A 22,909-nucleotide genomic window follows, 5' to 3' on the forward strand; every position below is an offset into this window, starting at 1 on the left:
TTGTATGCTATAACAATCGGGGTATTTGATGGAGTTCATAAAGGCCATCAATACATTTTGAATAATACTTTAGAATTAGCTCAAAGTTTAAATCTTGAACCTTTAGTGTTAATGTTTAGATATCCCGCTGAGAAAATTTTAGGAACTACTTTTGATGGATTAATTTTACCTAGCTGGAGAAGGAAAGAAATTTGTGAAAATCTAGGATTCGAAGTTATTGTGAAAGATATGGAGGAAGTTTGGGATGTTTCGCATGAAGAATACATTAATAATTTGATTGACATGGGTGTGAAGGCCATAGTATGTGGAGAAGATTTTACCTTTGGTAAAGATGCCTTGGGAGATGTGAATTATCTACAGTCAGTAAGTATATCTAATGGATTAAAAATAAAAATATTGAAAGATTTTAAGGAAGATAGTACCAGAATAAGTTCTTCATTGATTAAAAAAGAACTTAAAAACGGGAACATAAAAGTTGCCAATGAAATGTTAAATAGGCCTTGGACTTTAGAAGGTCCTGTTTACGAGGACAAACATGTGGGTTTTAAACTAGGTTTTCCTACTGCGAACATCAATATTCTCTACAAAGAACAAATTATTTTTCCAAAGTTTGGTGTTTATTTAGTAAGAGGTAAAATCCAGGGAAGGAAAGGCAGTTTGTGGGGGTTAATGAATGTAGGCATTAGACCGACAATTCATGAGCCTAATAAAGAACCGAAAGTTGAGGTATATTTTCTTGATTTTTTTGGTAATTTGTATAATGAGTATATTATCTTGGAAGTTTTAGATTTCTTAAGAGAAGAGAAAAAATTTGAAGATAAAAATCAACTTGTAGAAGCTATGGCAAGAGATGAAGACAAAGCCAGAGAGATAATTGTAAAGAGGTATGGAAATATAAAAAGCATTTTATAATTATAAGTAAATTGACTATTAGGAATAGAGTAAGCAAAATAAAATATTTAAATTGATATTTCAAAATATATAAGCATAGTAAACACTTAAGTTAGGGACTTTAACAATAAATATTTTCTAAATAATAAGCATTTGAATTTATAACGGGTCCAGGGCGTAGCCCTTTCCCCTCTTTAGTACAAGTACCAAAATAGTTAAAGAAATAAATATTTTCTAAATAATAAGCATTTGAATTTATAACGGGTCCAGGGCGTAGCCCTTTCCCCTCTTTGGTACAAGTACCAAAATAGTTAAAGAAATAAATATTTTCTAAATAATAAGCATTTGAATTTATAACGGGTCCAGAGCGTAGCCCTTTCCCCTCTTTGGTACAAGTACCAAAATAGTTAAAGAAATAAATATTTTCTAAATAATAAGCATTTGAATTTATAACGGGTCCAGGGCGTAGCCCTTTCCCCTCTTTAGTACAAGTACCAAAATAGTTAAAGAAATAAATATTTTCTAAAAGTAATCAATTCTAAAACATATATATAATAAGAATTTTTAGATTTCTTTAGTAAGTAAAAGAACATTTTAGTTTTAAGGAGGATTTTTTTTGAAAGTAGCTATTGTTACAGATGAACCAAGGTACAAATATTTTCCTAATATAGAAAGTTTAAAAGAGGACGAACAAAAAAAAGTCACAGTAAATAATTTAAGAGAAGCTTTATCTAATGATTTCGAGTGTCTGCAGCTTATTTTTGATGAAAATATACTTTATAATTTAAAGCGGCAAGACATAGAACTAGTTTTTAATTTGTGTAATGGCATACGAGGTGAAGCCAAACTATCACAGTTTCCTGCCATTTTAGAATTTGCTAATATTCCGTATACTGGGTCTTCACCAGAAGGGCATTTGTTAGCTGGAAATAAAATATATTCTAATATTATGCTTGAAAAAGAAGGTGTACCTGTTCCAAAATATGAAAAAATATATAATATAAAAGATCTAAATTATATTAAGTTAAAATATCCCATTTTAATTAAACCAAAAGATGAAGGTTCTAGTAGAGGAATTCACGATGATAATCTAGTGTTTGATAAAGAGGAATTGAAATCGAAGGTCGAGAGGCTGTTGAAAAAATATACTTCTCCCCTTATTGCAAGTGAGTTTATTGATGGAAGAGAATTTACTGTTGGTGTTTTGGGTAATGGTTCTACAATAAAAATACTACCAATACTTGAAATTGATTTTTCGAATTTACCGGAAAATATAAATAGATTTTATAGCTTTGAGGTAAAATTTAAATATGCGAATATGACTGAATATCATATACCTCCAGAAATCGATGAAAAGGCTAAGATTAATATCGAAAATACTGCAATTAATGCTTACAATGCGTTATGTATTCGTGATTACGCTCGAATAGATATTAGAGTAAAAGATGGAGTTGCTTATGTTTTAGATGTAAATTCTTTACCAGGTTTAAGAAAAGGATATAGTGATTTAACAAAAATGGCTGAGGCAGAAGGTTTGAAATATAAGGATCTAATCAGATTAATTGTTCAAAATGCTCTAAAGAGGTATAATCTTCTTGACAAGTGACAAATAAAATAATATAATCTAGTTATAAATGAAAAGCATAGAAAGGGCGCTTAGCTCAGAGGGAGAGCGTCTGCTTCACGCGCAGAAGGTCGTAGGTTCAAGTCCTACAGCGCCCACCAATTCCTTATTCCTCTAGTTTTCCAATCTTTTTAAGAATATTTTTAATTACTTGAATATCTTCAGCATGTTCTTTGTCGTCTCCTGGAGTTTCTAACAATAATGGCAGATTACAAATTTCATCAAAAGAAAGGAAAGTCTCAAATCCTTTAATTCCTATATAACCTTTTCCAATGAATTCATGTCGGTCTTTTCCTGCCCCTAAATCATATTTTGAATCATTCAAATGAATCATTTTTAGTTTTTCTAGACCCATATTTTTCTCAATGTCATCAAGTAATTTTAGGACGCCTGCTTTTGATCGTATATCATAATTTGAATCAAAACCATGACATGTATCGAAAGTTATACCTAGCCTATTTTTAAACCGTGAAGCATTTATAATCGATCCCAAATGTTTCATGCTATATCCGATGTTTCCGCCTTTTTTTGCAACATTTTCTAGTAAAATGGTTACTTGTGTGTCTTTTATCTTCGAAAAAATAATATCCAATGCTTCAACTATTCTGTTGATTCCAAACTCTTCTCCAACACCCAAATGGCTGCCAGGATGAAAATTATAAAAGAATATACCCAGCTTATTAGTTGCTTTTATTTCTTCAATCATAGTATCAATTGATTTTTCCCAAATATCCTCTTTTGGAGACGCTAAATTAATCAGATAACTTGAATGTACAAGAACACTTTCAAAACGTATGTTAAATTTTTTCATATTGAGTTTAAATTCATCAACTTCTTGATCGGTAGGTTGTTTCATACTCCATGTCCTAGGAGAATGAGTAAATATTTGAAAAGTGTTTCCACCAATGTTTACGGTGTCTTGGGGAACTTTTTTAAATCCTTTAGATATCTTCATATGAGCACCAAGTTCAATCACACTATCACTCCTCTTTATATGAATTCAACATCATTTCTTAATAGGCTTAATGCTTCATCTTTATAATATTTTCCAATTATACCAATGTTTGCAAATATGTAATTTTTATCATATGCAAATTTTACTTCTTTGGATGGAATAAGTAAATCTTCAGAGAATTTATGGGTTAAAAAACTTTCCATGATTTTTTTTCGATATTTCGAACGAGATAAGATACCTCCTGTTCCAAATAATACTTTAATAGCTGTTAAATCCTTACCTTGGGCTATTTTTTGTCGACCTAATGGGGTATAAACATAATTGATTTTACCTGCATGCCTCTTGATAGCAGTTAAAAGACAATATTTTGCTAAAAAAGCGCTAAATTCTTCTTCTAAATTGTTTTTAGGAAAAGGCGTGAGATTTTTCAATAATTCATCATAATTGCTAAAAAGATTTTTGATATTTTCTTTTCCAATCAAGTCTATAACATGTGGAGCATTTAGATATATGCCCAAATCACCATCAACAGTTCTTTTTGTTTTAGGTTCGGGTGAGACTAAGATTTTTTGTATTTCGGGTGATCCATCGGTTACCGATACAATATCTGTAGTAGCTCCACCAATATCAATTGTCAGAACGTCGTCATATAAAGTGCTTAATAGCTCTGTAGTATGTACAACTGCAGCAGGAGTTGGAATTATTTCTTCATCAACTATCTCGTAAACTTTTCCCATACCTGGGGCATTTATTATATGTTTAGAGAAAACTTCTTGAATAATTTTTCGTGCAGGTTCCACATTTAATTGATCGACTTTAGGATACACATTTTCAGTTATTATTATTTTTTTGTTTTGCTCGTCAAAAATCTCTTTTATATCATCTTGAATAGCACAATTTCCTGCGTAAACAACCGGAGATTTAAGGGGTAGAGAGGCTAGAAGTTTTGCGTTTTCAATAACAATGTCTTCTTCTCCATAATCAACTCCCCCCGAAAGAATAATTAATTTAGGATTGATATTTTTTATTCGAGTTAATTGACTGTCTCTCAATCTTCCTGCAGTTACATATTTTATAATAGCTCCGGCACCTAAGGAGGCTTCTTGAGCAGCTTTTACGGTCATATCATAAACTAGCCCATGAACAGTAACTGTAAGACCCCCTGCAGCGGAAGATGTAGCTAAAAATTTATTCCATTGAATTTTTTCTCCTAACTTTTTGGAAATAATATCTAAAGCTTTTTCTATCCCGATAGTTACATCACCTTCGGGTATAGTAGTTTTGTATTCACTTTGAACTAATATAGACAAGTCACTACCTATAGTTTGAAAGGCAGTTAGAACAGTTGTAGTGCTACCAATTTCTGCAACAAGTAAATCAATTTTCATTGAATACATGTCTCCTATCTCTAAAAAAAGTTTTTAGAATTTTTGTTGCTTCGACTAATTCATTAAAAGAAGCTGCAAATGAAAGTCTAATAAATCCATCAGCATAAAAAGCAGATCCTGGAACAACGGCTAATCCATATTCCAACAATTTTTCACAAAATTCTATGTCATTTAAACCAAATTCAGAAATGTTAATAAAATAGTAAAATGCTCCCTGAGGTTTGACAAATTTCAAGTTTAATTTCTTAAATTCTTCAAAGAGGTAATCTCTCCTTTTTTTAAATTCTTCTACCATAAATGAATTATCAACACTTAAAGCTTTTAATGCTGCATATTGAGAAGGAGTATTAACATTTGAAGTAGAATGCGATTGAATTTTTGCCATTTGGCTAATAATTTCTTCAGGTGCTAAAGCATATCCAACTCTCCAACCGGTCATCGACCATGCTTTAGAAAAACTGTTTACAACAATTAATTGTTCTTTAATTGCGTCAAAAGAAGTCATGGAAGTGTATGAATGGTCATACAATAAACAATCGTAAACTTCATCACTGATAATTAGTAAATTATGAGTAATTGATAAAGATACAATAAATTCTAAAAGAGATTTTGGATATACAATACCTGTTGGATTATTAGGGGAGTTAATTATAATCGCTTTTGTTTTATTTGTTATGGCTTTTTCTATGTCTTCTCTTAATGGCAAAAAATTATTTTCTTCATAACATTTTATATGAATAGGTATGCCTTCAAGCATTCTAATTTGAGAATCATAGCTTACCCAAGAAGGATCAAAGATGATAATTTCATCACCAGGATTGATGATAGAAAATAAAGCATTGAAAATTGCCTGTTTTCCTCCATTGGTTACTATTACATTATTTTCATTATAATTAGCTAAATATCTATTGTTTACGTATTGCGAAATTTTTCTTCTAAGTTCTAATATCCCTCTATTATCTGTGTACTTAGTTTTACCACTTTTCATAGCTAAATATGCAGCTTCTATGATTGAATCTGGTGTCCTAATATCTGGTTCCCCAGCAGTTAGTCTTATTACTTTTTCTCCTTTGCTTTGTAACTCCATAGCTCGTGAATTTAATTCCATGGTTTTTGATAATTCCAAAGATACAATTCTCCCGGAAAGATACAACTTTTCTCCACCTCTCTCAATATTTTTTCTCCAAAATAACCACATTTTCTATATGATAAGTGTTTGGGAACATATCAAACGGTTGAACAGACATTAAATTAAAGTCTTTTTTAAGAAAAATACTTAAATCTCTTGCTAATGTAGATGGATCGCATGAAACGTAAATAACAGCCTTATTTGTAATATTTGAAATCAAATCAATTTCTTTCTTATATAATCCATTTCGTGGGGGATCTACTATAACAAAATCAAATTTTTTAGTTTTATTCTTAACAAGAAAGTCCTTCACAAGTCCTTGAGTAAATTTTATATTTTTTATAGAATTAATATTAGCATTTGAAAAAGAAGCTTTTACAGAAACTTTTGAGCTTTCAACCGATTCAACAAATTTGAATAAAGGTGCATAGTATACTGAGAAAAGACCTACTCCACTGTAAAGGTCTAAAAGAGTATCAGACCTATTGGAGTTATTTTTAAAATAATCTAAAATATACCTCAAAATTTTTTTTGTAACATTGTAGTTATTCTGGAAAAAAGAGGTTGGAGGAATTTGAAATTTAAAGCCATCAAATTCTTCTTCAATTACACCTTCTCCTAAAAGCGTTCTATAAGGTCCTCTTAAAATAATTTTATCAGAACTGTTCATTACATGAATTAATGAATTTATATGGTAATGTTTTTGAAAATATTCTTTAATTTCATTTTCAGCAGGTAAGTATTCAGTATGAGTAACGATTATAGCCATAAGCTGATTAGTGTAGAATGCTTTTCGTAGCACTAAATGTTTTAAAATTCCTGTTCTGTTTTTTTTATTGTATACTGATAAGCCTAATTTCTCAGCTAAACTTCGTATACCGTTTTTAATGTTATCAAACTCTTTGGGAGAAATAGGACAAGAAAAGATATTGAGCACATTGTTCGAACGTTTTTCTTTTAAACCAAGCTTCAAAACTTGGTTATTTTCAAAAGTATATTCCATTCTATTTCTATACTCCCAAATTATATCACTTTTTATGGTGTTTTTGACAAAAGAATCATCTATTTTACCTATTCTCGATAATTGTTCCTTTACAATATTTGTTTTTGCCTCCAATTGATACTCATATTTACAATCTAACCACTGACAACCTCCACATGCTGGATAATGTTTACAAGATGAAGGTATCCTATAATTAGAAGCAGTAATAATCTCAACTGGTTTAGCGAAAACTAGATTTTTGGTGATCTTAGATGGAATGACCTTTAAGAAATCTCCTGGATAAGAGTTTTCTATTAAATAAATTTTTCCTTCATATCTAGCCATTCCATAACCACCATAAACAAGTTTTTCTACAACTAAATTAACCTCTTCTTGACCTTTTAAATCATTATTTTGCATTATTACACCTCAAATCTTTTTTAGCTAATACACGTTCACATGCTTTCTGGAGCACTAACACCTAAAATAGAAAGCCCTCTATTTAAAACAATTTTTGTCGCTTCACAAAGATTAAGCCTAGCTTGCATTAGATCATAGTTATCTGCATTAAGTACAGATAGAGAGTTATAAAAATGATGGAATCTCGAAGATACTTTTTCTAAATACTGTGTTAATAGATTGGGCTTAAATTGTAAAGAGGCATTTACTAAGGAATTAGGAAATAAAGCTAATTCTCTCAATAAGGCTTTTTCCTCATATTTATCTAGATTACTTAATCCCAAAAATCTTTCATATTTTATTCCTCTTTTTTCAGCTTCTTTAAAAATACTACATATCCTAGCGTGTGCATATTGCACATAGAAAACCGGATTTTCATTAGATTTTTTGATTGCTAAATCTACATCAAAATTCAAGGTTGTATCCGGATCTACCATAGCAAAAAAATACCTTACAGCATCTTTTCCAACTTTGTTGATGAGCTCGTCAAGGGTATAAAACTCACCTCTTCTTGTGGACATTCTGATTAGTTCATCATCTTTTTTAATATTAACAAATTGATGAAGTATAATCTTTAAGAAATCTTCAGGAAGTCCTAATGCTTTAATAGACGCCATCATTCTAGGTATATGGCCATGATGATCTGAACCTAAAATATCAATAACTTGGTCAAAACCTCGTAAATATTTATAATAATGATAGGCAATATCATCGCAAAAGTATGTTGGCATGTTGTCATTTGACCGAATTAATACTTTATCATTTTCTTCTATAAGGTCTGAAACTTTAAACCATAACGCACCATCTTTTTCATAAACAAAACCTTTGGATTTTAGTTGATTTAAAGTTGAGTTTACTATATTGTTTTTGAACAAAAGTTTTTCACTAAATACGATATCGAAATATATATCAAGTTGTTTTAAAGTGTAAAGCATCTTATTAAGCATATCTTCTACAGCTTCTTCCATGAATAAGTTTTCAATCTCGCTGTTCCATTTGTCTTTATACAGATCACCGTACTTGTTTATAAGGGTTCTAGCAGTTTCAATTAAATATTCACCTACATATCCATCTTCAGGTATTTCATAATGAGAACCTAATAACTCATTATATCGAACCCATAATGATCTTGCTAAAAGTTTGATTTGTCTTCCTGCATCATTCAGATACATTTCTTTCTGAACAATATGTCCAGTTTGCTCATATATATTTCCAATTACATCTCCCATTACAGCTTGTCTTCCATGAGCTATGGTTAGTGGTCCTGTTGGATTAACACTGGCGAATTCAAATTGAATAATTTTTCCTTTACCTATATCAATTTTACCGTAGTTTCTTGGGTGACTTATTATATGAGAACATATTCTCTGATAAACTGAAGGAGAAAGAAACAAATTTAAAAAACCATTAACATTTTCTACCTTTGTAAAAAAGTTATTCTTAGAGAGTTTTTCGGAGAGTTCTTGAGAAATAACTTTAGGATTCTTTTTAAACTTTTTAGCTAGTAAAAAAGAGATATTTGAAGAAAAGTCTCCTAGGTCATCTTGAGGAGGAATTTCAACAACATATTCTTCAGAAAAATTAGCTAATCCTAATTCTTTAAGAGCGTTATCAATTTGCTCTTTTATTAAAGAAATAATTTCCATTATTTTTACCTCCAATTCTTATTCTCTTGCTTGAGATAAAGTGCCTGGTATTTTTAGTTTATTTTCAATATATCTAAAAATCTCACTAAAAACAGTAACCAATAGAAAGTAAATAATTCCAGCAAAAAGATAAACCTTGAAAAATTCAAAGTTACGACTAGCAACGAACTTTGCTTGAGCCATTATTTCAGGTGCTCCTACAATGTAGGAAAGCGAGGAGTATTTTAATAAATAAATAAACTCATTAGTCCAAGAAGGAATAAATCTACGAATGGCTTGAGGTAAAATGACAAATCGAATAGATTGCCATTTTGTCATTCCAATCGAAAGTGCTGCTTGCATTTGTCCTGAACTAATTGATTGAATAGCACCCCGTAAATATTCAGCTTGATATGCAGATGAGTTTAAGAAAAAAGAGATTATAGATGCTGTTAGTGGTGATAATCTAATACCTATGACAGGCAAACTATAATATAAAATAAATAGTTGAACTAGCAGAGGAGTACCTCTAATTATTTCTATATAACAATTACTAATAGTATATAAAACCTTATTTCCATACATTTTAGATAAAGAAAGGAATATAGCTATAAAAAAGCCAATTATTACAGATGACATTGTTAAAAATAATGTGATCCATAATCCATCCAACATATATTTCCAGGAACTTTGAACAATTTCAATAAAAGTCATTGATTTTCTTCCTTCCCGTACAATTTTGTTAATTTATTTAAAAACTCTTTTGTCCTTTCTTTTTTAGGGTTGTTAAACATTTCTAAAGGAGAACCCTGTTCAACAATTACCCCACCTTCCATAAAAATAATTTCATCTGCGACAGCTCTAGCAAAACCCAACTCGTGGGTTACACAAAGCATAGTCATTCCACTTTTTGCCAATTCTATCATTACCCCTAAAACCTCACCTATTAATTCTGGGTCTAATGCAGAAGTGGGTTCATCAAACAACATTAATTTTGGATTCATAGCCAAAGCTCGAGCTATTGCAACTCTTTGTTTCTGACCTCCGGAAAGTTGTGCTGGATAGAGTTCAATTTTATTTTTTAAACCAACTCGTTCTAGCTCTTTTAATGCAATATCTGTGGCCTCATCTTTATTTATTTTCTTAACTTTGATCAAACCTAACTTAACATTATCGAGTACATTAAGATGTTCAAATAAATTGAAATGTTGAAATACAAAGCCGATTTCTTGTCTTATTTTATGAACATTTTTTGCAGAAGTTATATCTTTATTTTCTAGATATATTTTTCCCGAATCAACTTCTACTAATCTATTAATACACATTAACAAAGTACTTTTACCAGTGCCACTTGGACCAATAATAACCTTGGTTTCTCCTTTGTTAACATTAAAAGAAATGCCTTTCAAGACTTCATTTCCGTTAAAGCTTTTATGTACATTCTCTACTCTTAATATTACTTGATTAGAATTATTTTTGCTAATCATATTCAAATTACACTCTCCTTACTTCATATCCAGGAATTTCAAGTTTTTTCTCAACATAACCTAGTCCTTTACTCAATGAAAATGTTAGTACAAAATAAATCAACCCACATATTAGGTATATAAGTAAAGGTTTGTTTGTAACAGCTATTATGTAAGTACCTTGTCTTAATAATTCAATAACTCCAAGTGCATAAGCTAAAGATGTATCCTTTAAAACTACGGCAGCTTCGTTAGTCCATCCAGATAAAGATATTCGAAAAGCCTGAGGAAAAATAACATTAAAAAAAGTTTGAAATTTTGTCATTCCTAAGGAGTATGCTGCATCGACTTGTCCTTTAGGTAGTGAAGAAATAGCTCCTCTAAATATCTGAGATTGATAAGCAGAGCTTCTTAACCCCAGCCCAACAATAGAAGCGAACAATGGATTAAGTCTTATTCCTATTAGAGGAAGACCATAAAATATTAAAAATAAAATAACTAATTCAGGAAGACTTCGCAATAATCTTTCGTAAAATAGAAAAAAGGCACGAACAAACTTGTTCCCATAAAGCTGACCTAAAGCAACTATAATAGATACAACAAATCCTAGAACTATGCTAAAAAAAGCTAGTTCTAGAGTAACTAAAGTTCCTTTTAAAAGATGTGGTAGAGAATCAATAATAATTTTTAAATTTTCCAATGTACATCCCTTTCCTGTAATTTTGAATATTATATAAAATAGATAGGAAGTATATATACTACAGTTGAGGGGGCAAAGCCCCCTCATTAATATTTAGATTAAGTTATAGTTTTAATTTAACTTCAATGGCTATAAAGATATTTAATTAATTAAAGGCTATAAGAAACTATTTAAAATACTTTTCAATAAGTTCGTCGAGCTTTCCGTTTTTTTGTAACTCTTGAATACCACTATTTAAAAGATTTAATAATTCTTTGTTTCCTTTCTTGACAGCCATTCCGTAACTTTCCTCAGTTTTTATGATTCCAACAATTTTAACAGGATCTGTTTTAGTAAATCTTTCAGAAACAGGATTATCTAGAACTATAGCATCAATATTTTTATTTACTAGGTCTCTAACCGCAAAATTAAATGTGTCGTATCTAGTAATGTTTTTCTTTGGTATGATATTTTTATCTGAAAGATGTTCAGTAACCCAGAGATCTCCGGTAGTGCCAGTTTGGACTCCTATTTTGTGGTTTCCAAATAGAACAGTAATATCAAAATCCGAATCTTTTCTTACTAAGATGCTTTGATCGCCACTATAATAAGGAATTGTAAAGTCAACAACCTTTTGCCTATCTTCAGTAATAGTCATTCCTGCAGCAATTATATCAATATTGCCTGTTGTCAAAGATGGGATTAAAGAGTCAAAACTGATATCGATAACTTCAACATTGAACCCTTTTAATTTTCCTATTTCTCTAATCAAATCAATATCAAAGCCTACAAACTGTCCGTTTTCTACATATTCAAAAGGTGGAAAAGAAGCTTCTGTCCCAACTTTATAAGTAACCCCAAAAACAAAAAGTAGCGGTGTTAAAACTGCTATGAAAAACAAAAAAGCTCTTTTAAACATTCAAATCCCTCCCTTTCTATGATGATAAAAAGAATAGAATTATATTAAAGAATATTAATAAAAAAATTTAATGAATAAAGAGTTGTAAATTTAAACAACGACAATTTTAGTCTATGTTTTTTACATTTTATTATAACATATTTTATTATATGATTACTAAAATAATTAATTTTTATTATTGCATTCACATATTTTTTTCATAAAAATGATTCCTTTTATTTAAAAAAACAGTGTGATATAATTTAATAAAATATGAGAAGTAACAAAAAATCACTAATTAGTTCTAATTATTCACTTATAATAGATTACATTTTATGTCAGAAATTTTATTTCAATGAATAATTCAAAAAAATGGTTATATGTTTGTTGAATCCATAACTGTTTTGGCAAAGAGACATCTACTTTTTAACTATTATCAAACCCAGTTGAAATTGATTATTTTTTGGTCTTTAGAAACAAATATTTTCTAAATAATAAGCATTTGATTTATAAAGGGTCTAGGGCGAAGCCCTCCCCCCTCCTTGGTACAAGTACCGAAATAGTTAAAAAAATTAAGATATGCTCTTTAGAAATGAGGAGGTATTTTGTAAAAAATCAACTAAAACATATATAATAAGGATTTTGGAATTTCTGAAGACAGCAAAATTGATTATTTTAGAGGAGGATTTGCATGGCAAAAAAAATGAAAAGTTTAGGTGGAAGATCTTTATCAAAAAAAACTTCTAACGCAAACAATATGAACGCGCTACTTCAAGAGGCTCAGAAAGCTCAATTACAAATGCAAAAAGAAATAGAAGAGATGGAAAATTCCCTAAAAGATTTAGAGGTTGAGGCTACAGCTGGAGGTGGCGTTGTAAAGATAATTGCTACCTGTGACTTAAGGATAAAAGACATTATTATTTCTGAAGAATTAGAAGAGGAAGATTTTGATACGATAAAGGATTTAATAATTGCCGCTACAAATGAAGTAGTTCAAAAAGCGATTCAATTAAAAGAGGAGAAAACAAACGAAATTTCAGAAAAGTATTTAGGCCAACTACCTGATTTAGGATTCTAAAAAAATTTTAACTTTATATTTTCAAAAAAGTATAAATAAAATTGTATAATATACTTAGAGAAAAAAATAACAAGCAAGCATATTACTAGGAGGTGTATTATTTATGGCAGTTAAAGTAGGAATAAATGGTTTTGGAAGAATAGGTAGGTTAGTATTTAGACAAATGGTTGAAAACCCAATGTTTGAAGTAGTTGCAATTAACGATTTAACAGATGCAAAAACATTAGCTACGCTTCTTAAATATGATTCTGTTCATGGGAAATTTAAGGGAAATGTTGAATTGGATGAAAATGGATTTAAAGTAAATGGAAAAGAAGTACAAGTGTTTGCTGAAAAGGATCCAAATAACCTTCCATGGAAAGATTTAGGAGTAGAGTTAGTTATAGAATCTACAGGTGTTTTTGTAAATAAAGAAAAAGCTTCTGCGCACTTAAAAGCTGGAGCAAAGAAAGTAATAATTACAGCTCCTGCAAAAGGCGAAGTAGACGCTACGATTGTAATGGGTGTTAATGACGATATTTTAACCCCAGACATGGAAGTTATTTCTAATGCATCTTGTACAACAAATTCTATTGCTCCTGTAATTAAAGTCTTAAATGATCATCTTAAAATTAAAAGAGGACTACTGACTACAGTTCACTCATATACTAATGACCAACGAGTTTTAGATTTACCACATAAAGATTTGAGAAGGGCTAGGGCAGCAGCACTAAATATAATTCCTACAACCACAGGTGCGGCAAAAGCAGTAGGTATTGTTATACCCGAGTTAAAAGGAAAATTAGATGGAATTGCTTTAAGAGTTCCTACGCCTGATGGATCTATCTCTGATTTAACCGCAGAAGTGGAAAAATCTACAACTGTTGAAGAAATTAACGAATTAATGAAGAAAGCAACAGAAGGTAAATTAAAAGGTATTCTTGGCTACAATGATGAACCAATAGTATCTTCAGATATCGTTGGTTCCGTATATGCAGGTATTTTCGATGCTACATTAACTAATGTAATAGATGGTAATTTTATTAAGATATGTTCATGGTATGATAACGAAAATGGATACTCTGCAATGGTTGTTAAATTAGCAGAAAAGTTAGTTAAGATGTTATAAAAGATAGAATTACGAAAAGGGGATTAAGCTCCCCTTTTTGTTTAAGTTTGGATTATTCACTTGATCAATAAACATACTTTAGGGGGTGCAATAAATGAACAAGCTAACTATAAAAGACGTTGATTTAAAAAATAAAAAGGTTATAATGAGAGTAGATTTTAATGTACCAATAAAAAATGGAATGATAACTGACGATACAAGGATTAAAGCGGCTTTACCTACAATTAAATATGCGGTAGATGAAGGCGCCAAAGTTATTTTACTTTCTCACTTAGGAAGACCAGATGGCGAAAAAGATCCACAGTATTCTTTAAAACCGGTCGCAGAAAGGCTTAAAGAATTAATTAATGTTCCTGTATATTTTGTTGATGAGACACGTGGAGAAAAAGTGGAACGAGCAGTTTCTCAACTGAAAAATGGAGAGATTCTTGTAATAGAAAATACACGTTTTGAAAAAGGAGAAACAAAAAATGATCCTGATTTAGCAAAATATTGGGCCGGTCTTGCAGATATTCATGTAAACGACGCATTTGGTACAGCTCATAGAGCACATGCTTCTAATGTGGGTATAGCAAAATATATACCTAGTGTCGCAGGGTTTTTAATGGAGAAGGAAATCAAATTTTTAAGTGCAGCGAATGAAAATCCACAAAAACCATATGTTGTGGTATTAGGTGGTGCCAAAGTTTCAGATAAGATAGATGTCATAAACAATCTTTTAAATAAGGCGGACAGGATTTTGATTGGTGGAGCAATGATGTTTACATTTCTTAAAGCATTAGGAAAAAAGGTTGGTTCATCAAAAGTTGAGGAAGATAAACTAGATGTGGCTAAAACAATTTTAGAAAATGCCAAGGCAAAAAAGGTAGAGATTGTATTACCAATAGATACAGTCGCTGCACAAAAAATTGAAGCTGGAGCTGAAAAGAAAATATTTAAAATTAATGAAGGAATTCCTGAAGGATGGATGGGTTTAGATATTGGACCTGAAACCATTAGGTTATTTAGTGAAAAATTGTCAGATGCAAAAACGGTATTTTGGAATGGACCAATGGGAGTATTTGAAATTGATGATTTTGCTGAAGGAACTAAAAAAATTGCCGAAGCAATAGTAAATGTTACCAAAAAAGGTTGTATAAGCATAGTTGGTGGAGGAGATTCTGCAGCTGCAGCAGAAAAGTTTAGTTTAGCGGAAGAATTTTCTCATGTATCAACTGGTGGTGGAGCTTCACTAGAATTTCTTGAAGGAAAAGAACTTCCAGGAATTGCTTCAATATCTGTAAAAAAAAACTAAATAAAAGAAGATTTATTTTAGCTGGAAACTGGAAAATGAATAAAACCAATACTCAAGCAGCACAATTTACTTCAAAATTGATCGGAACAATCGGTAATAAAAGTAAATTTGATGTTATTCTTTGTCCTCCGTATACTGCTTTAGAAAAAGTTTCTGATATTGTAAGTGGTTCAAAAATTAAAGTTGGCGCTCAAAATGTTTTTTATGAGGATAAAGGTGCGTTTACCGGTGAAATTTCTACTGATATGTTATTAGATTTAAACGTTCAATACGTAATTATAGGTCATTCAGAGAGAAGACATCTTTTTGGTGAAAGTGATGAACTTATCAACAAAAAGTTAAAAAAGGTTCTTAAAACTGAACTAGTACCTATTTTATGTATTGGAGAAAAACTTGAAGAACGAGAAAAAGGTCTCACCTTCAATGTTGTTGAAAGACAGATCAAAGAAGCTTTTTTTGGGTTAACTTACGAAGAAGTTTCACGCATTGTTCTAGCATATGAACCAGTTTGGGCGATTGGTACGGGTAAGGTTGCATCTCCTGAACAAGCTCAAGAGGTACATGAATTCATCAGAACTTTGCTTAAAGATCTATTTGATGAAAGTTTAGCGGAAAGCATGACTATTTTGTATGGTGGAAGTATTAAGGCTAATAACTTTTTGGGTCTTTTCTTAAAGTCAGACATTGATGGTGGATTAGTTGGAGGAGCTTCTTTGAGTGAGGAATTTATTGAGTTAACAAGAGTTATGGAACAAATAATTGAATAAATAAAATCAACCGCGTTAACGCGGTTGATTTTATTTTTAAAGATTTATTTAAGTTTAGTGTGTTATTATAATAATAAATAAAATAAAACTTTTTATATTCATTTAAAATAGATAGTATAATTATTAAATAATATAATTAAACGATTTTTCCAGTTTTTTCAGATATAAATTATTTGAAAAAAGGAGGAACTATATGTATGAATTTAAACCATTAAATGAAGTGTCTATTTCTATCTTGGTTAATCTGGTAAATGAAGTTTTTAAAGATTATGTGGTTCCCGTTAGATGGACTTATGATAGTTTTACTATGGACATAAAAGAAAACTCCATTTCTTTAGGGGATTCTTTTTTAGTTTTCAGTGATGAAAAACCGGTTGGATTTTGCGTTATTTCTATAAGAAATAGGATAGGGAGAATTGATTCTATAGGCGTCTTGGAAGAATTTAGAGGAAAAGGTCTAGCTTCCCAAATGCTTTTTAGAGTTGTAGAAAACCTAAAATGGAAGGATATTGATACTATAATATTAGAAGTTGTAGAATTAGATAAAAGATCGGTAAGGTTCTATGAAAAGCATGGATTCAGATTAAAGAGAAACCTATATTCTTACCTTAAAAGGAAAAATCAAAGAGCACAAAATTCTTTTTCTTTTATATATGAATCTACAACATCAGATAATATTTATGATTTAGCTCAAGTTGCAAAATTAAAATTTAAAAGAGATCCCAATTGGCAGAGAGACCCAATGACATTAAAGCTTAGTGACAATAGGTACATATATGAGGTAATACTAAATGAAGAAGGAAATAGGATAGGATATATTGTTTGGGGTTTAAATGAAGATAATGTTTTTATTGTAGATATTGCTCCAATAGATGACAGTAGCAATTTTTTTGATATTGTAAGAGATGCAACCTCAAAATTATTTCAAATAAAAGATGAAATAATTGTAATTTCAGTTCCAGAAGATGATCCCTTAAATAGTGCGTTGATAGATAATAAATATATCCCCTTTATTAAGCAATTAGAAATGGAAAGAAAATTACATTAATATATTTAAAAAACAAATTCTACAACCTCATGAATTTCAGCTAAATCGTTCATTTCTACATAGAAATAAGATTTAAAGTTATATATTTTTTCTACATTCAACTTATACGTTTTATCATTTTTATGTAAAATAAAATCAATAGAATTATCGTTTTCAATAATATCATATGATGTCGATTCAAACGACTCGTCTGATTTATTTATAAAAACGAAAAATAAAAATTTATCTTTTCCTTTATAAGCTATTTCTGAAAATAGAGAAGGTACCTGATTATTAAATTGTTTATGTAGAGCTTTTAAAATTAGCTTATCCTTTAATGAAATCATGGCTGTCACCTACTTATAGATTTAAAGATGTTTAAATATTCGAACAATAATGTTAATATTTCCTTGAATTATTATAACATATCGACTCATTATGAGTCAAATTTTTATGATTTTTTATTTTAATTATATTTTGTAATAATAAAATTAAAAAATTGAATTAATACATTGATAGTAAAAATCTATTACATAGTAATAAAAATTTTAAGGTCTTTAGAAATGAATATTTTCTAAAAGTAAGCATTTGAATTTATAACTGATCCAGGGTGGAGGCCTCGTCCTGCCTTCTGTACAAGTACAGAAAAAGTCAAAAGAATTAAGAATTAGTAAGGATTAGAATTGAGAAGGTATTTTGTAAAAAAAATCAACTCTAAAACATATATAATAAGGATTTTGGAATTTCTAAAGTGAGTAAATAAAATTTTTTTAGGAGGTTTAATATGAAAAAAAGTATTATTTTGGTGGTTGTATGTGTTTTGTGTGCTGCAACATTTTTTTCTGAGAGTATAGCTTACTTGTCTTCTAATGAACATGAGATTTATGAATCATACTTTTTAGAATATAACGAAGTGATGGGAGAATATTATAACGTATTACTTGAAATTATTCAAACTAATCCACAGTATGAATCATACTTTTATAAACCCTTAGATATTATAACTGTAGCCTCAGCTTTAATGAATTATAAAGCTTTAGAAAAATATTTAAATGAAAATGGAGTATTACTTGATTACGAAAGAATAGTAAATGAAAGCAATGATCTTTTCAATAAATATATGTCAGATGACAGTTTAAAAGAACCTTTCTTACGTTTTTTTGGAACCGAAAGCATTTTTAAAGGTTTTATTAGTAGTATTGTGTATAGAGATGAAGTTGTTAAATCAATAAACAGTTTTTTTACAGATACATATGGAGAAAACATGTCTGAAGTACTTTCTGAGTGGTATGAAGAGTATTTATCTAATTTCGACTTTGTTGTTTCATATGAGCCATTAATCCCCGCATATGAGATTTTTAAAGCTCAATCATTACAAGAATTTGAAGCAATAGAAGAAAAATATAGAAGTATAGTCCTTAGAGAAACTAATATACCAGAAGAATGGTATATTTCATATGTATATCTAGTTGAAAATATACTTTCTGTTCAATATTCAAAGTTAGAAGATTTGCAAAAATATATGGAAATTGCAGGCAATTACCCACAATTATTGGAATATTCAAATGATGAATTATCGAATCAACTATCTTATTACTCACAAATATCCGAAACAGACGAAGCTACTGACTTAAGAGTCGAAGCAACCCAAAAAGTCAATCTTTTACAAGAATATATCTATCTAGCAGGAAATTATGGTACTTACAACGAAGAAAAAATAAAAAATGAATATGAACAAATAAATATGCAAATCGAAGAAATGTATTTGGCCTACGAAAATTCATTAGTTAATCTGAAAAAAATTAATCCGGAATCCATAGAAATAAATTATAAACTTTATGAAATAAAACCACAAGATCCTAATGTTTCATATGATTACTTTGAATTACTTTATTTATCTTTAATAGAGTATTATAAAAACTCAGGTGATTTAGATAGTATAAAAGAAAATTTAAACGTTTTAAAGGGTATTTTTAGTAATCTTATTGAAAACGAAAATTTAGAGAAAGAAAAATCAGATGGTTCTTTAAAGATTATTAATGAGATTAATAATCTTCTAAAATGATTCTATGTTTATTAATAGTTGGAGGCGAAAAAAATATCTAAAAGGATAGTTAGAGCTGCTTTGATATCCGCATTGTACGTGGTTTTATGTCTTGTTTTTCAGCCAATTAGTTTCGGACCTATACAAGTTAGAATTGCAGAAGCTTTCACTTTATTACCCTATTTAGATCCTGCTTTTATTCCTGGATTATATGTGGGAGCGCTACTTGCAAATATAATTGGAGGGTTAGGAGCTTGGGACATATGGTTGGGTAGCCTTTTTACTTTGATAGCAGCTATAATTACGTGGAAAATGCCAAATAAATATTTGACACCTCTTCCTCCTATATTTATTAATGCATTTGGAGTTTCTTTATATGTGGCGCCACTGTATAATTTTCCATATTTGTTATCAGTAATATGGATTGCAATTGGAGAAGCTATAGCTACTTTTGCAATTGGGTTACCTATTTTAAGATTATTTGAAAAAAATATTTATAAAAATGATAATTAAAGCTTATCTATTTATTAATATAAATATTTATATGACAGCTAGAGGTGAATATATTTGAAAAAAAAACCTTTTATAGTTGATACAACATTAAGAGATGGTCAGCAATCTTTGATAGCGACAAGATTAAAATTAGAAGACTTTAAAGATCAATTGGAAGATTTTGATAAAGTAGGTTTTTATTCAATGGAAGTTTGGGGTGGAGCGACATATGATTCTTGTATTAGATATCTAGATGAAGACCCATGGGAAAGATTAAAGATAATAAAAAACAAACTTCAAAATACTCAGATACAAATGCTTTTAAGAGGACAGAATTTAGTTGGATATAAAAATTATGCAGATGATGTTGTAGAGCTGTTTATAAATAAAGTTGCAGATTATGGAATGGATATAATAAGAGTTTTTGATGCGTTGAACGATATCAGAAATTTAGATAAATCTATAGAAGTCGCTAAAAAAAGAAAAATACATGTTCAAGGAGCAATTTGTTATACTGTAAGTCCAGTTCATACATTGGATTTTTATTTAAATTACGCTAAAGAATTAATTGATAGAGGCGTAGATTCTATAGTAATTAAAGATATGGCAGGACTTCTTACTCCAAAAGTATCTTATAACCTAGTTAAAGAACTAAAACAGAGGTTTAATATATCTATTAATATTCATTCACATGCTACTACTGGGCTTGCCTCCATGACTTATTATGCGGCAATAGAGGCAGGGGCGGATATAATAGATTTAGCTCTTAGTCCTTTTGCTAATGGTACGTCAGAACCTGCTGTTGAGCCTTTTCAGCACGCTTTTGATTTAGATTTAAATTGGAAACAAATAATACTGCTTGTAGATTATTTATGGACAGTAAGAGAAAAGTATAAAGAATTTGACGTTAAGATGAATTCTATAGATGCAAAGATATTAGATGCGCAAATTCCAGGAGGTATGTTGTCAAACCTTATGTCACAATTGAAGTCTCAAAAAGCAGAAAACAAAATACAAGAAGTATTAAAAGAAGTACCAATTGTTAGAAAAGATCTAGGCTATCCACCTCTTGTTACACCTACTAGCCAAATAGTAGGTGTTCAAGCAACTTTAAATGTTTTGACTGGAAAAAGGTATTCTATGATAACCAATGAGGTGAAAAATTATTTAAGAGGTTTTTATGGAAAACCACCGGCTCCTGTTAATCAAGAGTTATATGAAAAAGCTTTGGGTACTATTAAACCTATAGATTACAGGCCAGCAGATGAGATTCCTCCAGAGTTAGACAGAGCGAAAAAAGAAATTGGATTGTTAGCTAATACTGATGAAGATTTGTTAACCTATGTTTTATTTAGAGAGGTAGGAAGACAATTTTTAATTAAGAAATATGAAAAAAATCTAAAAGTAGACTTTAACATAGTTAATTCGTTCAAGAACGAAGACGTAGTCATATATCCAATATAATCGATCAGAAGAATTATTTTTGAGATTTTCGTCTCTAATTACTTTTAATCTCTTCTAAATCCTAATAAACAGTTATAATCGCTGTTTATAACAATATGAAAATATTTCCAATTTTGCTATAATATATTTAGTAAAACGTTTCCATTCGGGATACTAAATTTGAAGAGGAGGTATGAAAATGAAAAAAGGGTTAATTTTATCCTTGATTTTGGTATTAGGAATCACGTTTGTATTTTCCGCAACACTAACTGTATGGTGTTCTGAAAAGCAAGTTGACTTTATCAACAGGATTGGTCAGGAATTTACTAGAGATACTGGAGTTAACGTTGTAGTACAAATGGTAACATTTGGTGATATTAAATCTAAATTCCTTACAGCTGCACAAGCCGGAGAAGGACCTGATATAATAGTAGGTGCACATGATTGGGTAGGAGAACTTGTAATAAACGGTTTGCTAGAACCAATTCCATTTTCAGCTATCGAGTTGGATAAATTTGCAGAATCTGCTATCCAAGGATTCACTTACCAAGGAAAATTGTATGGTGTTCCTTATGCAACTGAGGCTGTTGCATTGTTTTATAATCGAGATTATGTTAGTGATGACGAAGTACCAACAAATATCTCTGATTTAAAAGAACTAGCTAAAGAATTTACTACTAGTGAAACATTAGGATTTGCAGTTACTGCAAATGATTTTTATCATGTTTACGGTTTCTTTACAGGATTTGGCGGTTACGTTTTTGGTTATGACCCAAAAACTGGTTATAATGTCTCTGATATTGGATTAAACAATGAAGGATCTATTAAGGCTGGAAATCTTCTAAAGAGCTTTTTTGATGAAGGTATTATGCCACAAGGTATAAATTATAATATTATGGATTCTATGTTCATGGATGGATTAGCTGCAATGATTATAAATGGTCCTTGGGCAGTAAAAGCTTATCTTGATGCTGGTATAGATTTTGGCGTTATTCCTTTAACAAAATTAGAAGTTGAACCAGGTAAAACAATGAAACCTTTTGTAGGAGTTCAAGGGTTGATGATTAATTCTAGATCTGCTAATAAGGCGTTTGCAATGGAGTTTGTTATTAATTATCTTGCTACATCTGAAGGAATATATGAATTTTACATTGCAGATCCTAGATTGCCTTCAAGACAAGATGTTACTCAAATTATTGACGAACAAGGTGGACCTGTTCCTACTGAAATAGTTGCAGCATTTACAGAAAGTGCAGCTGGTGGAGAACCAATGCCGAACATTCCTGAAATGGCTGGGGTATGGCAACCAATGGCTGATGCTTTAAACAATATTATAAATGGAACTCAAACACCTGAAGCTGCGCTTAATGATGCCGTTTCAAAGATAAAAGCGAGCATTAAATAATAAAAAGACATGTCTTCAAATTATGTGATAAAACTGATTATGAAGAGTATAATTGTTATTCAATTTAATGAGATGAAATATTAAGAAAAAAGAGGGAGGGAACTCCTCTCCTTCTTTTTTTTGCAAAAATGGTCCATTTTTTAGTATAATTAGTA

21 protein-coding genes and 1 tRNA gene are annotated in these 22,909 nt (G+C 30.2%); 12 read left to right on the forward strand and 10 right to left on the reverse strand.

Going from position 1 to position 22,909, the window contains the following annotated elements; all coding sequences use genetic code 11:
* The 3 genes from ribF (at position 1) to DTL3_RS06295 (ending at position 2,616) form a co-directional block, all read left to right on the forward strand.
* Positions 1-912 (forward strand): riboflavin biosynthesis protein RibF, encoded by a 912-nt coding sequence (ribF, locus tag DTL3_RS06285; protein ID WP_045087985.1) that lies wholly within the window; start codon positions 1-3, stop codon positions 910-912.
* 595 nt (positions 913-1,507) lie between these two features.
* Complete coding sequence (locus DTL3_RS06290; RefSeq protein WP_045087986.1) at positions 1,508-2,497, forward strand: D-alanine--D-alanine ligase family protein; 990 nt, start codon at positions 1,508-1,510, stop codon at positions 2,495-2,497.
* Between the two features lie 44 nt (positions 2,498-2,541).
* A tRNA-Val gene (locus DTL3_RS06295) sits at positions 2,542-2,616 on the forward strand.
* Between the two features lie 5 nt (positions 2,617-2,621).
* On the opposite strand, the gene DTL3_RS06300 is transcribed toward DTL3_RS06295, so the two are convergent.
* The 9 genes from DTL3_RS06300 to DTL3_RS06340 all read right to left on the reverse strand — a co-directional run bounded on the left by DTL3_RS06300 (position 2,622) and on the right by DTL3_RS06340 (position 12,117).
* Positions 2,622-3,491 (reverse strand): deoxyribonuclease IV, encoded by an 870-nt coding sequence (locus DTL3_RS06300; RefSeq protein WP_045087987.1) that lies wholly within the window; start codon positions 3,489-3,491, stop codon positions 2,622-2,624.
* A gap of 14 nt (positions 3,492-3,505) precedes the next feature.
* Positions 3,506-4,858, reverse strand: coding sequence for a GlmL-related ornithine degradation protein (locus DTL3_RS06305; RefSeq protein ID WP_045087988.1), 1,353 nt, complete (start codon positions 4,856-4,858; stop codon positions 3,506-3,508).
* On the reverse strand, positions 4,848-5,984 hold the full coding sequence (gene aspC, locus DTL3_RS06310; protein ID WP_231853956.1) for an aspartate aminotransferase: 1,137 nt from the start codon (positions 5,982-5,984) through the stop codon (positions 4,848-4,850). The genes DTL3_RS06305 and aspC overlap by 11 nt, the downstream gene beginning before the upstream one ends.
* A 43-nt stretch (positions 5,985-6,027) precedes the next feature.
* Positions 6,028-7,389: a 23S rRNA (uracil(1939)-C(5))-methyltransferase RlmD gene (gene rlmD / locus DTL3_RS06315; RefSeq protein ID WP_045087990.1), complete on the reverse strand. Its 1,362-nt coding sequence runs from the start codon at positions 7,387-7,389 to the stop codon at positions 6,028-6,030.
* 35 nt (positions 7,390-7,424) lie between these two features.
* Positions 7,425-9,074, reverse strand: a complete 1,650-nt coding sequence (argS, locus tag DTL3_RS06320; protein ID WP_045087991.1) for an arginine--tRNA ligase — start codon at positions 9,072-9,074, stop codon at positions 7,425-7,427.
* An 18-nt stretch (positions 9,075-9,092) separates the two neighbouring features.
* Positions 9,093-9,767 (reverse strand): amino acid ABC transporter permease, encoded by a 675-nt coding sequence (locus tag DTL3_RS06325; protein WP_171820598.1) that lies wholly within the window; start codon positions 9,765-9,767, stop codon positions 9,093-9,095.
* The gene (locus DTL3_RS06330) at positions 9,764-10,540 is read right to left on the reverse strand and encodes an amino acid ABC transporter ATP-binding protein (protein ID WP_045088662.1); all 777 of its coding nucleotides are present in this window, start codon (positions 10,538-10,540) and stop codon (positions 9,764-9,766) included. Before DTL3_RS06330 ends, DTL3_RS06325 begins: the two co-directional genes overlap by 4 nt.
* A gap of 7 nt (positions 10,541-10,547) precedes the next feature.
* Positions 10,548-11,219 carry an amino acid ABC transporter permease gene (locus DTL3_RS06335; RefSeq protein WP_045087992.1) on the reverse strand — a complete coding sequence of 224 codons (672 nt, stop codon included), beginning with the start codon at positions 11,217-11,219 and terminating at the stop codon, positions 10,548-10,550.
* A 166-nt stretch (positions 11,220-11,385) separates the two neighbouring features.
* Positions 11,386-12,117, reverse strand: a complete 732-nt coding sequence (locus DTL3_RS06340; RefSeq protein WP_045087993.1) for a basic amino acid ABC transporter substrate-binding protein — start codon at positions 12,115-12,117, stop codon at positions 11,386-11,388.
* A gap of 670 nt (positions 12,118-12,787) precedes the next feature.
* On the opposite strand from DTL3_RS06340, the gene DTL3_RS06345 reads away from it, so the two are divergent.
* The 5 genes from DTL3_RS06345 (at position 12,788) to DTL3_RS06365 (ending at position 17,391) form a co-directional block, all read left to right on the forward strand.
* Positions 12,788-13,174: a YbaB/EbfC family nucleoid-associated protein gene (locus DTL3_RS06345; protein ID WP_045087994.1), complete on the forward strand. Its 387-nt coding sequence runs from the start codon at positions 12,788-12,790 to the stop codon at positions 13,172-13,174.
* Between the two features lie 103 nt (positions 13,175-13,277).
* A complete protein-coding gene (gap, locus tag DTL3_RS06350) occupies positions 13,278-14,282 on the forward strand; it encodes a type I glyceraldehyde-3-phosphate dehydrogenase (protein ID WP_045087995.1) in 1,005 nt (334 codons plus the stop codon).
* A gap of 94 nt (positions 14,283-14,376) precedes the next feature.
* Positions 14,377-15,576 carry a phosphoglycerate kinase gene (locus tag DTL3_RS06355; RefSeq protein ID WP_045087996.1) on the forward strand — a complete coding sequence of 400 codons (1,200 nt, stop codon included), beginning with the start codon at positions 14,377-14,379 and terminating at the stop codon, positions 15,574-15,576.
* Between the two features lie 35 nt (positions 15,577-15,611).
* The gene (tpiA, locus tag DTL3_RS06360) at positions 15,612-16,343 is read left to right on the forward strand and encodes a triose-phosphate isomerase (protein WP_045087997.1); all 732 of its coding nucleotides are present in this window, start codon (positions 15,612-15,614) and stop codon (positions 16,341-16,343) included.
* Positions 16,344-16,536: 193 nt separating this feature from the next.
* Complete coding sequence (locus tag DTL3_RS06365; protein ID WP_045087998.1) at positions 16,537-17,391, forward strand: GNAT family N-acetyltransferase; 855 nt, start codon at positions 16,537-16,539, stop codon at positions 17,389-17,391.
* 5 nt (positions 17,392-17,396) lie between these two features.
* Here DTL3_RS06365 and DTL3_RS06370 read toward each other — a convergent pair whose 3' ends face one another.
* Positions 17,397-17,717: a hypothetical protein gene (locus DTL3_RS06370; protein ID WP_045087999.1), complete on the reverse strand. Its 321-nt coding sequence runs from the start codon at positions 17,715-17,717 to the stop codon at positions 17,397-17,399.
* A gap of 437 nt (positions 17,718-18,154) precedes the next feature.
* Between DTL3_RS06370 and DTL3_RS06375 the strand changes: the two genes are divergently transcribed.
* The 4 genes from DTL3_RS06375 to DTL3_RS06390 all read left to right on the forward strand — a co-directional run bounded on the left by DTL3_RS06375 (position 18,155) and on the right by DTL3_RS06390 (position 22,754).
* Positions 18,155-19,435 carry a hypothetical protein gene (locus tag DTL3_RS06375; protein WP_045088000.1) on the forward strand — a complete coding sequence of 427 codons (1,281 nt, stop codon included), beginning with the start codon at positions 18,155-18,157 and terminating at the stop codon, positions 19,433-19,435.
* 18 nt (positions 19,436-19,453) lie between these two features.
* Positions 19,454-19,927, forward strand: coding sequence for a QueT transporter family protein (locus DTL3_RS06380; RefSeq protein ID WP_269446377.1), 474 nt, complete (start codon positions 19,454-19,456; stop codon positions 19,925-19,927).
* A 54-nt stretch (positions 19,928-19,981) separates the two neighbouring features.
* Positions 19,982-21,370 (forward strand): pyruvate carboxylase subunit B, encoded by a 1,389-nt coding sequence (locus tag DTL3_RS06385; protein ID WP_084217220.1) that lies wholly within the window; start codon positions 19,982-19,984, stop codon positions 21,368-21,370.
* Between the two features lie 178 nt (positions 21,371-21,548).
* Complete coding sequence (locus tag DTL3_RS06390; protein WP_045088001.1) at positions 21,549-22,754, forward strand: sugar ABC transporter substrate-binding protein; 1,206 nt, start codon at positions 21,549-21,551, stop codon at positions 22,752-22,754.
* Positions 22,755-22,909 lie beyond the last annotated feature (155 nt).

The sequence above is a fragment of the Defluviitoga tunisiensis genome (assembly GCF_000953715.1).
GTDB lineage: Bacteria > Thermotogota > Thermotogae > Petrotogales > Petrotogaceae > Defluviitoga > Defluviitoga tunisiensis.

Excerpts from the sequence above, each read along its gene's own strand:
- gap (WP_045087995.1), top strand. The coding sequence starts at position 13,278 with ATGGCAGTTAAAGTAGGAATAAATGGTTTTGGAAGAATAGGTAGGTTA.
- DTL3_RS06345 (WP_045087994.1), top strand. The coding sequence starts at position 12,788 with ATGGCAAAAAAAATGAAAAGTTTAGGTGGAAGATCTTTATCAAAAAAA.
- DTL3_RS06355 (WP_045087996.1), top strand. The coding sequence starts at position 14,377 with ATGAACAAGCTAACTATAAAAGACGTTGATTTAAAAAATAAAAAGGTT.
- DTL3_RS06390 (WP_045088001.1), top strand. The coding sequence starts at position 21,549 with ATGAAAAAAGGGTTAATTTTATCCTTGATTTTGGTATTAGGAATCACG.
- DTL3_RS06375 (WP_045088000.1), top strand. The coding sequence starts at position 18,155 with ATGAAAAAAAGTATTATTTTGGTGGTTGTATGTGTTTTGTGTGCTGCA.
- DTL3_RS06330 (WP_045088662.1), bottom strand. The coding sequence starts at position 10,540 with ATGATTAGCAAAAATAATTCTAATCAAGTAATATTAAGAGTAGAGAAT.
- DTL3_RS06305 (WP_045087988.1), bottom strand. The coding sequence starts at position 4,858 with ATGAAAATTGATTTACTTGTTGCAGAAATTGGTAGCACTACAACTGTT.
- DTL3_RS06370 (WP_045087999.1), bottom strand. The coding sequence starts at position 17,717 with ATGATTTCATTAAAGGATAAGCTAATTTTAAAAGCTCTACATAAACAA.
- rlmD (WP_045087990.1), bottom strand. The coding sequence starts at position 7,389 with ATGCAAAATAATGATTTAAAAGGTCAAGAAGAGGTTAATTTAGTTGTA.
- DTL3_RS06325 (WP_171820598.1), bottom strand. The coding sequence starts at position 9,767 with ATGACTTTTATTGAAATTGTTCAAAGTTCCTGGAAATATATGTTGGAT.
- argS (WP_045087991.1), bottom strand. The coding sequence starts at position 9,074 with ATGGAAATTATTTCTTTAATAAAAGAGCAAATTGATAACGCTCTTAAA.
- DTL3_RS06340 (WP_045087993.1), bottom strand. The coding sequence starts at position 12,117 with ATGTTTAAAAGAGCTTTTTTGTTTTTCATAGCAGTTTTAACACCGCTA.
- DTL3_RS06365 (WP_045087998.1), top strand. The coding sequence starts at position 16,537 with ATGTATGAATTTAAACCATTAAATGAAGTGTCTATTTCTATCTTGGTT.
- tpiA (WP_045087997.1), top strand. The coding sequence starts at position 15,612 with ATGAATAAAACCAATACTCAAGCAGCACAATTTACTTCAAAATTGATC.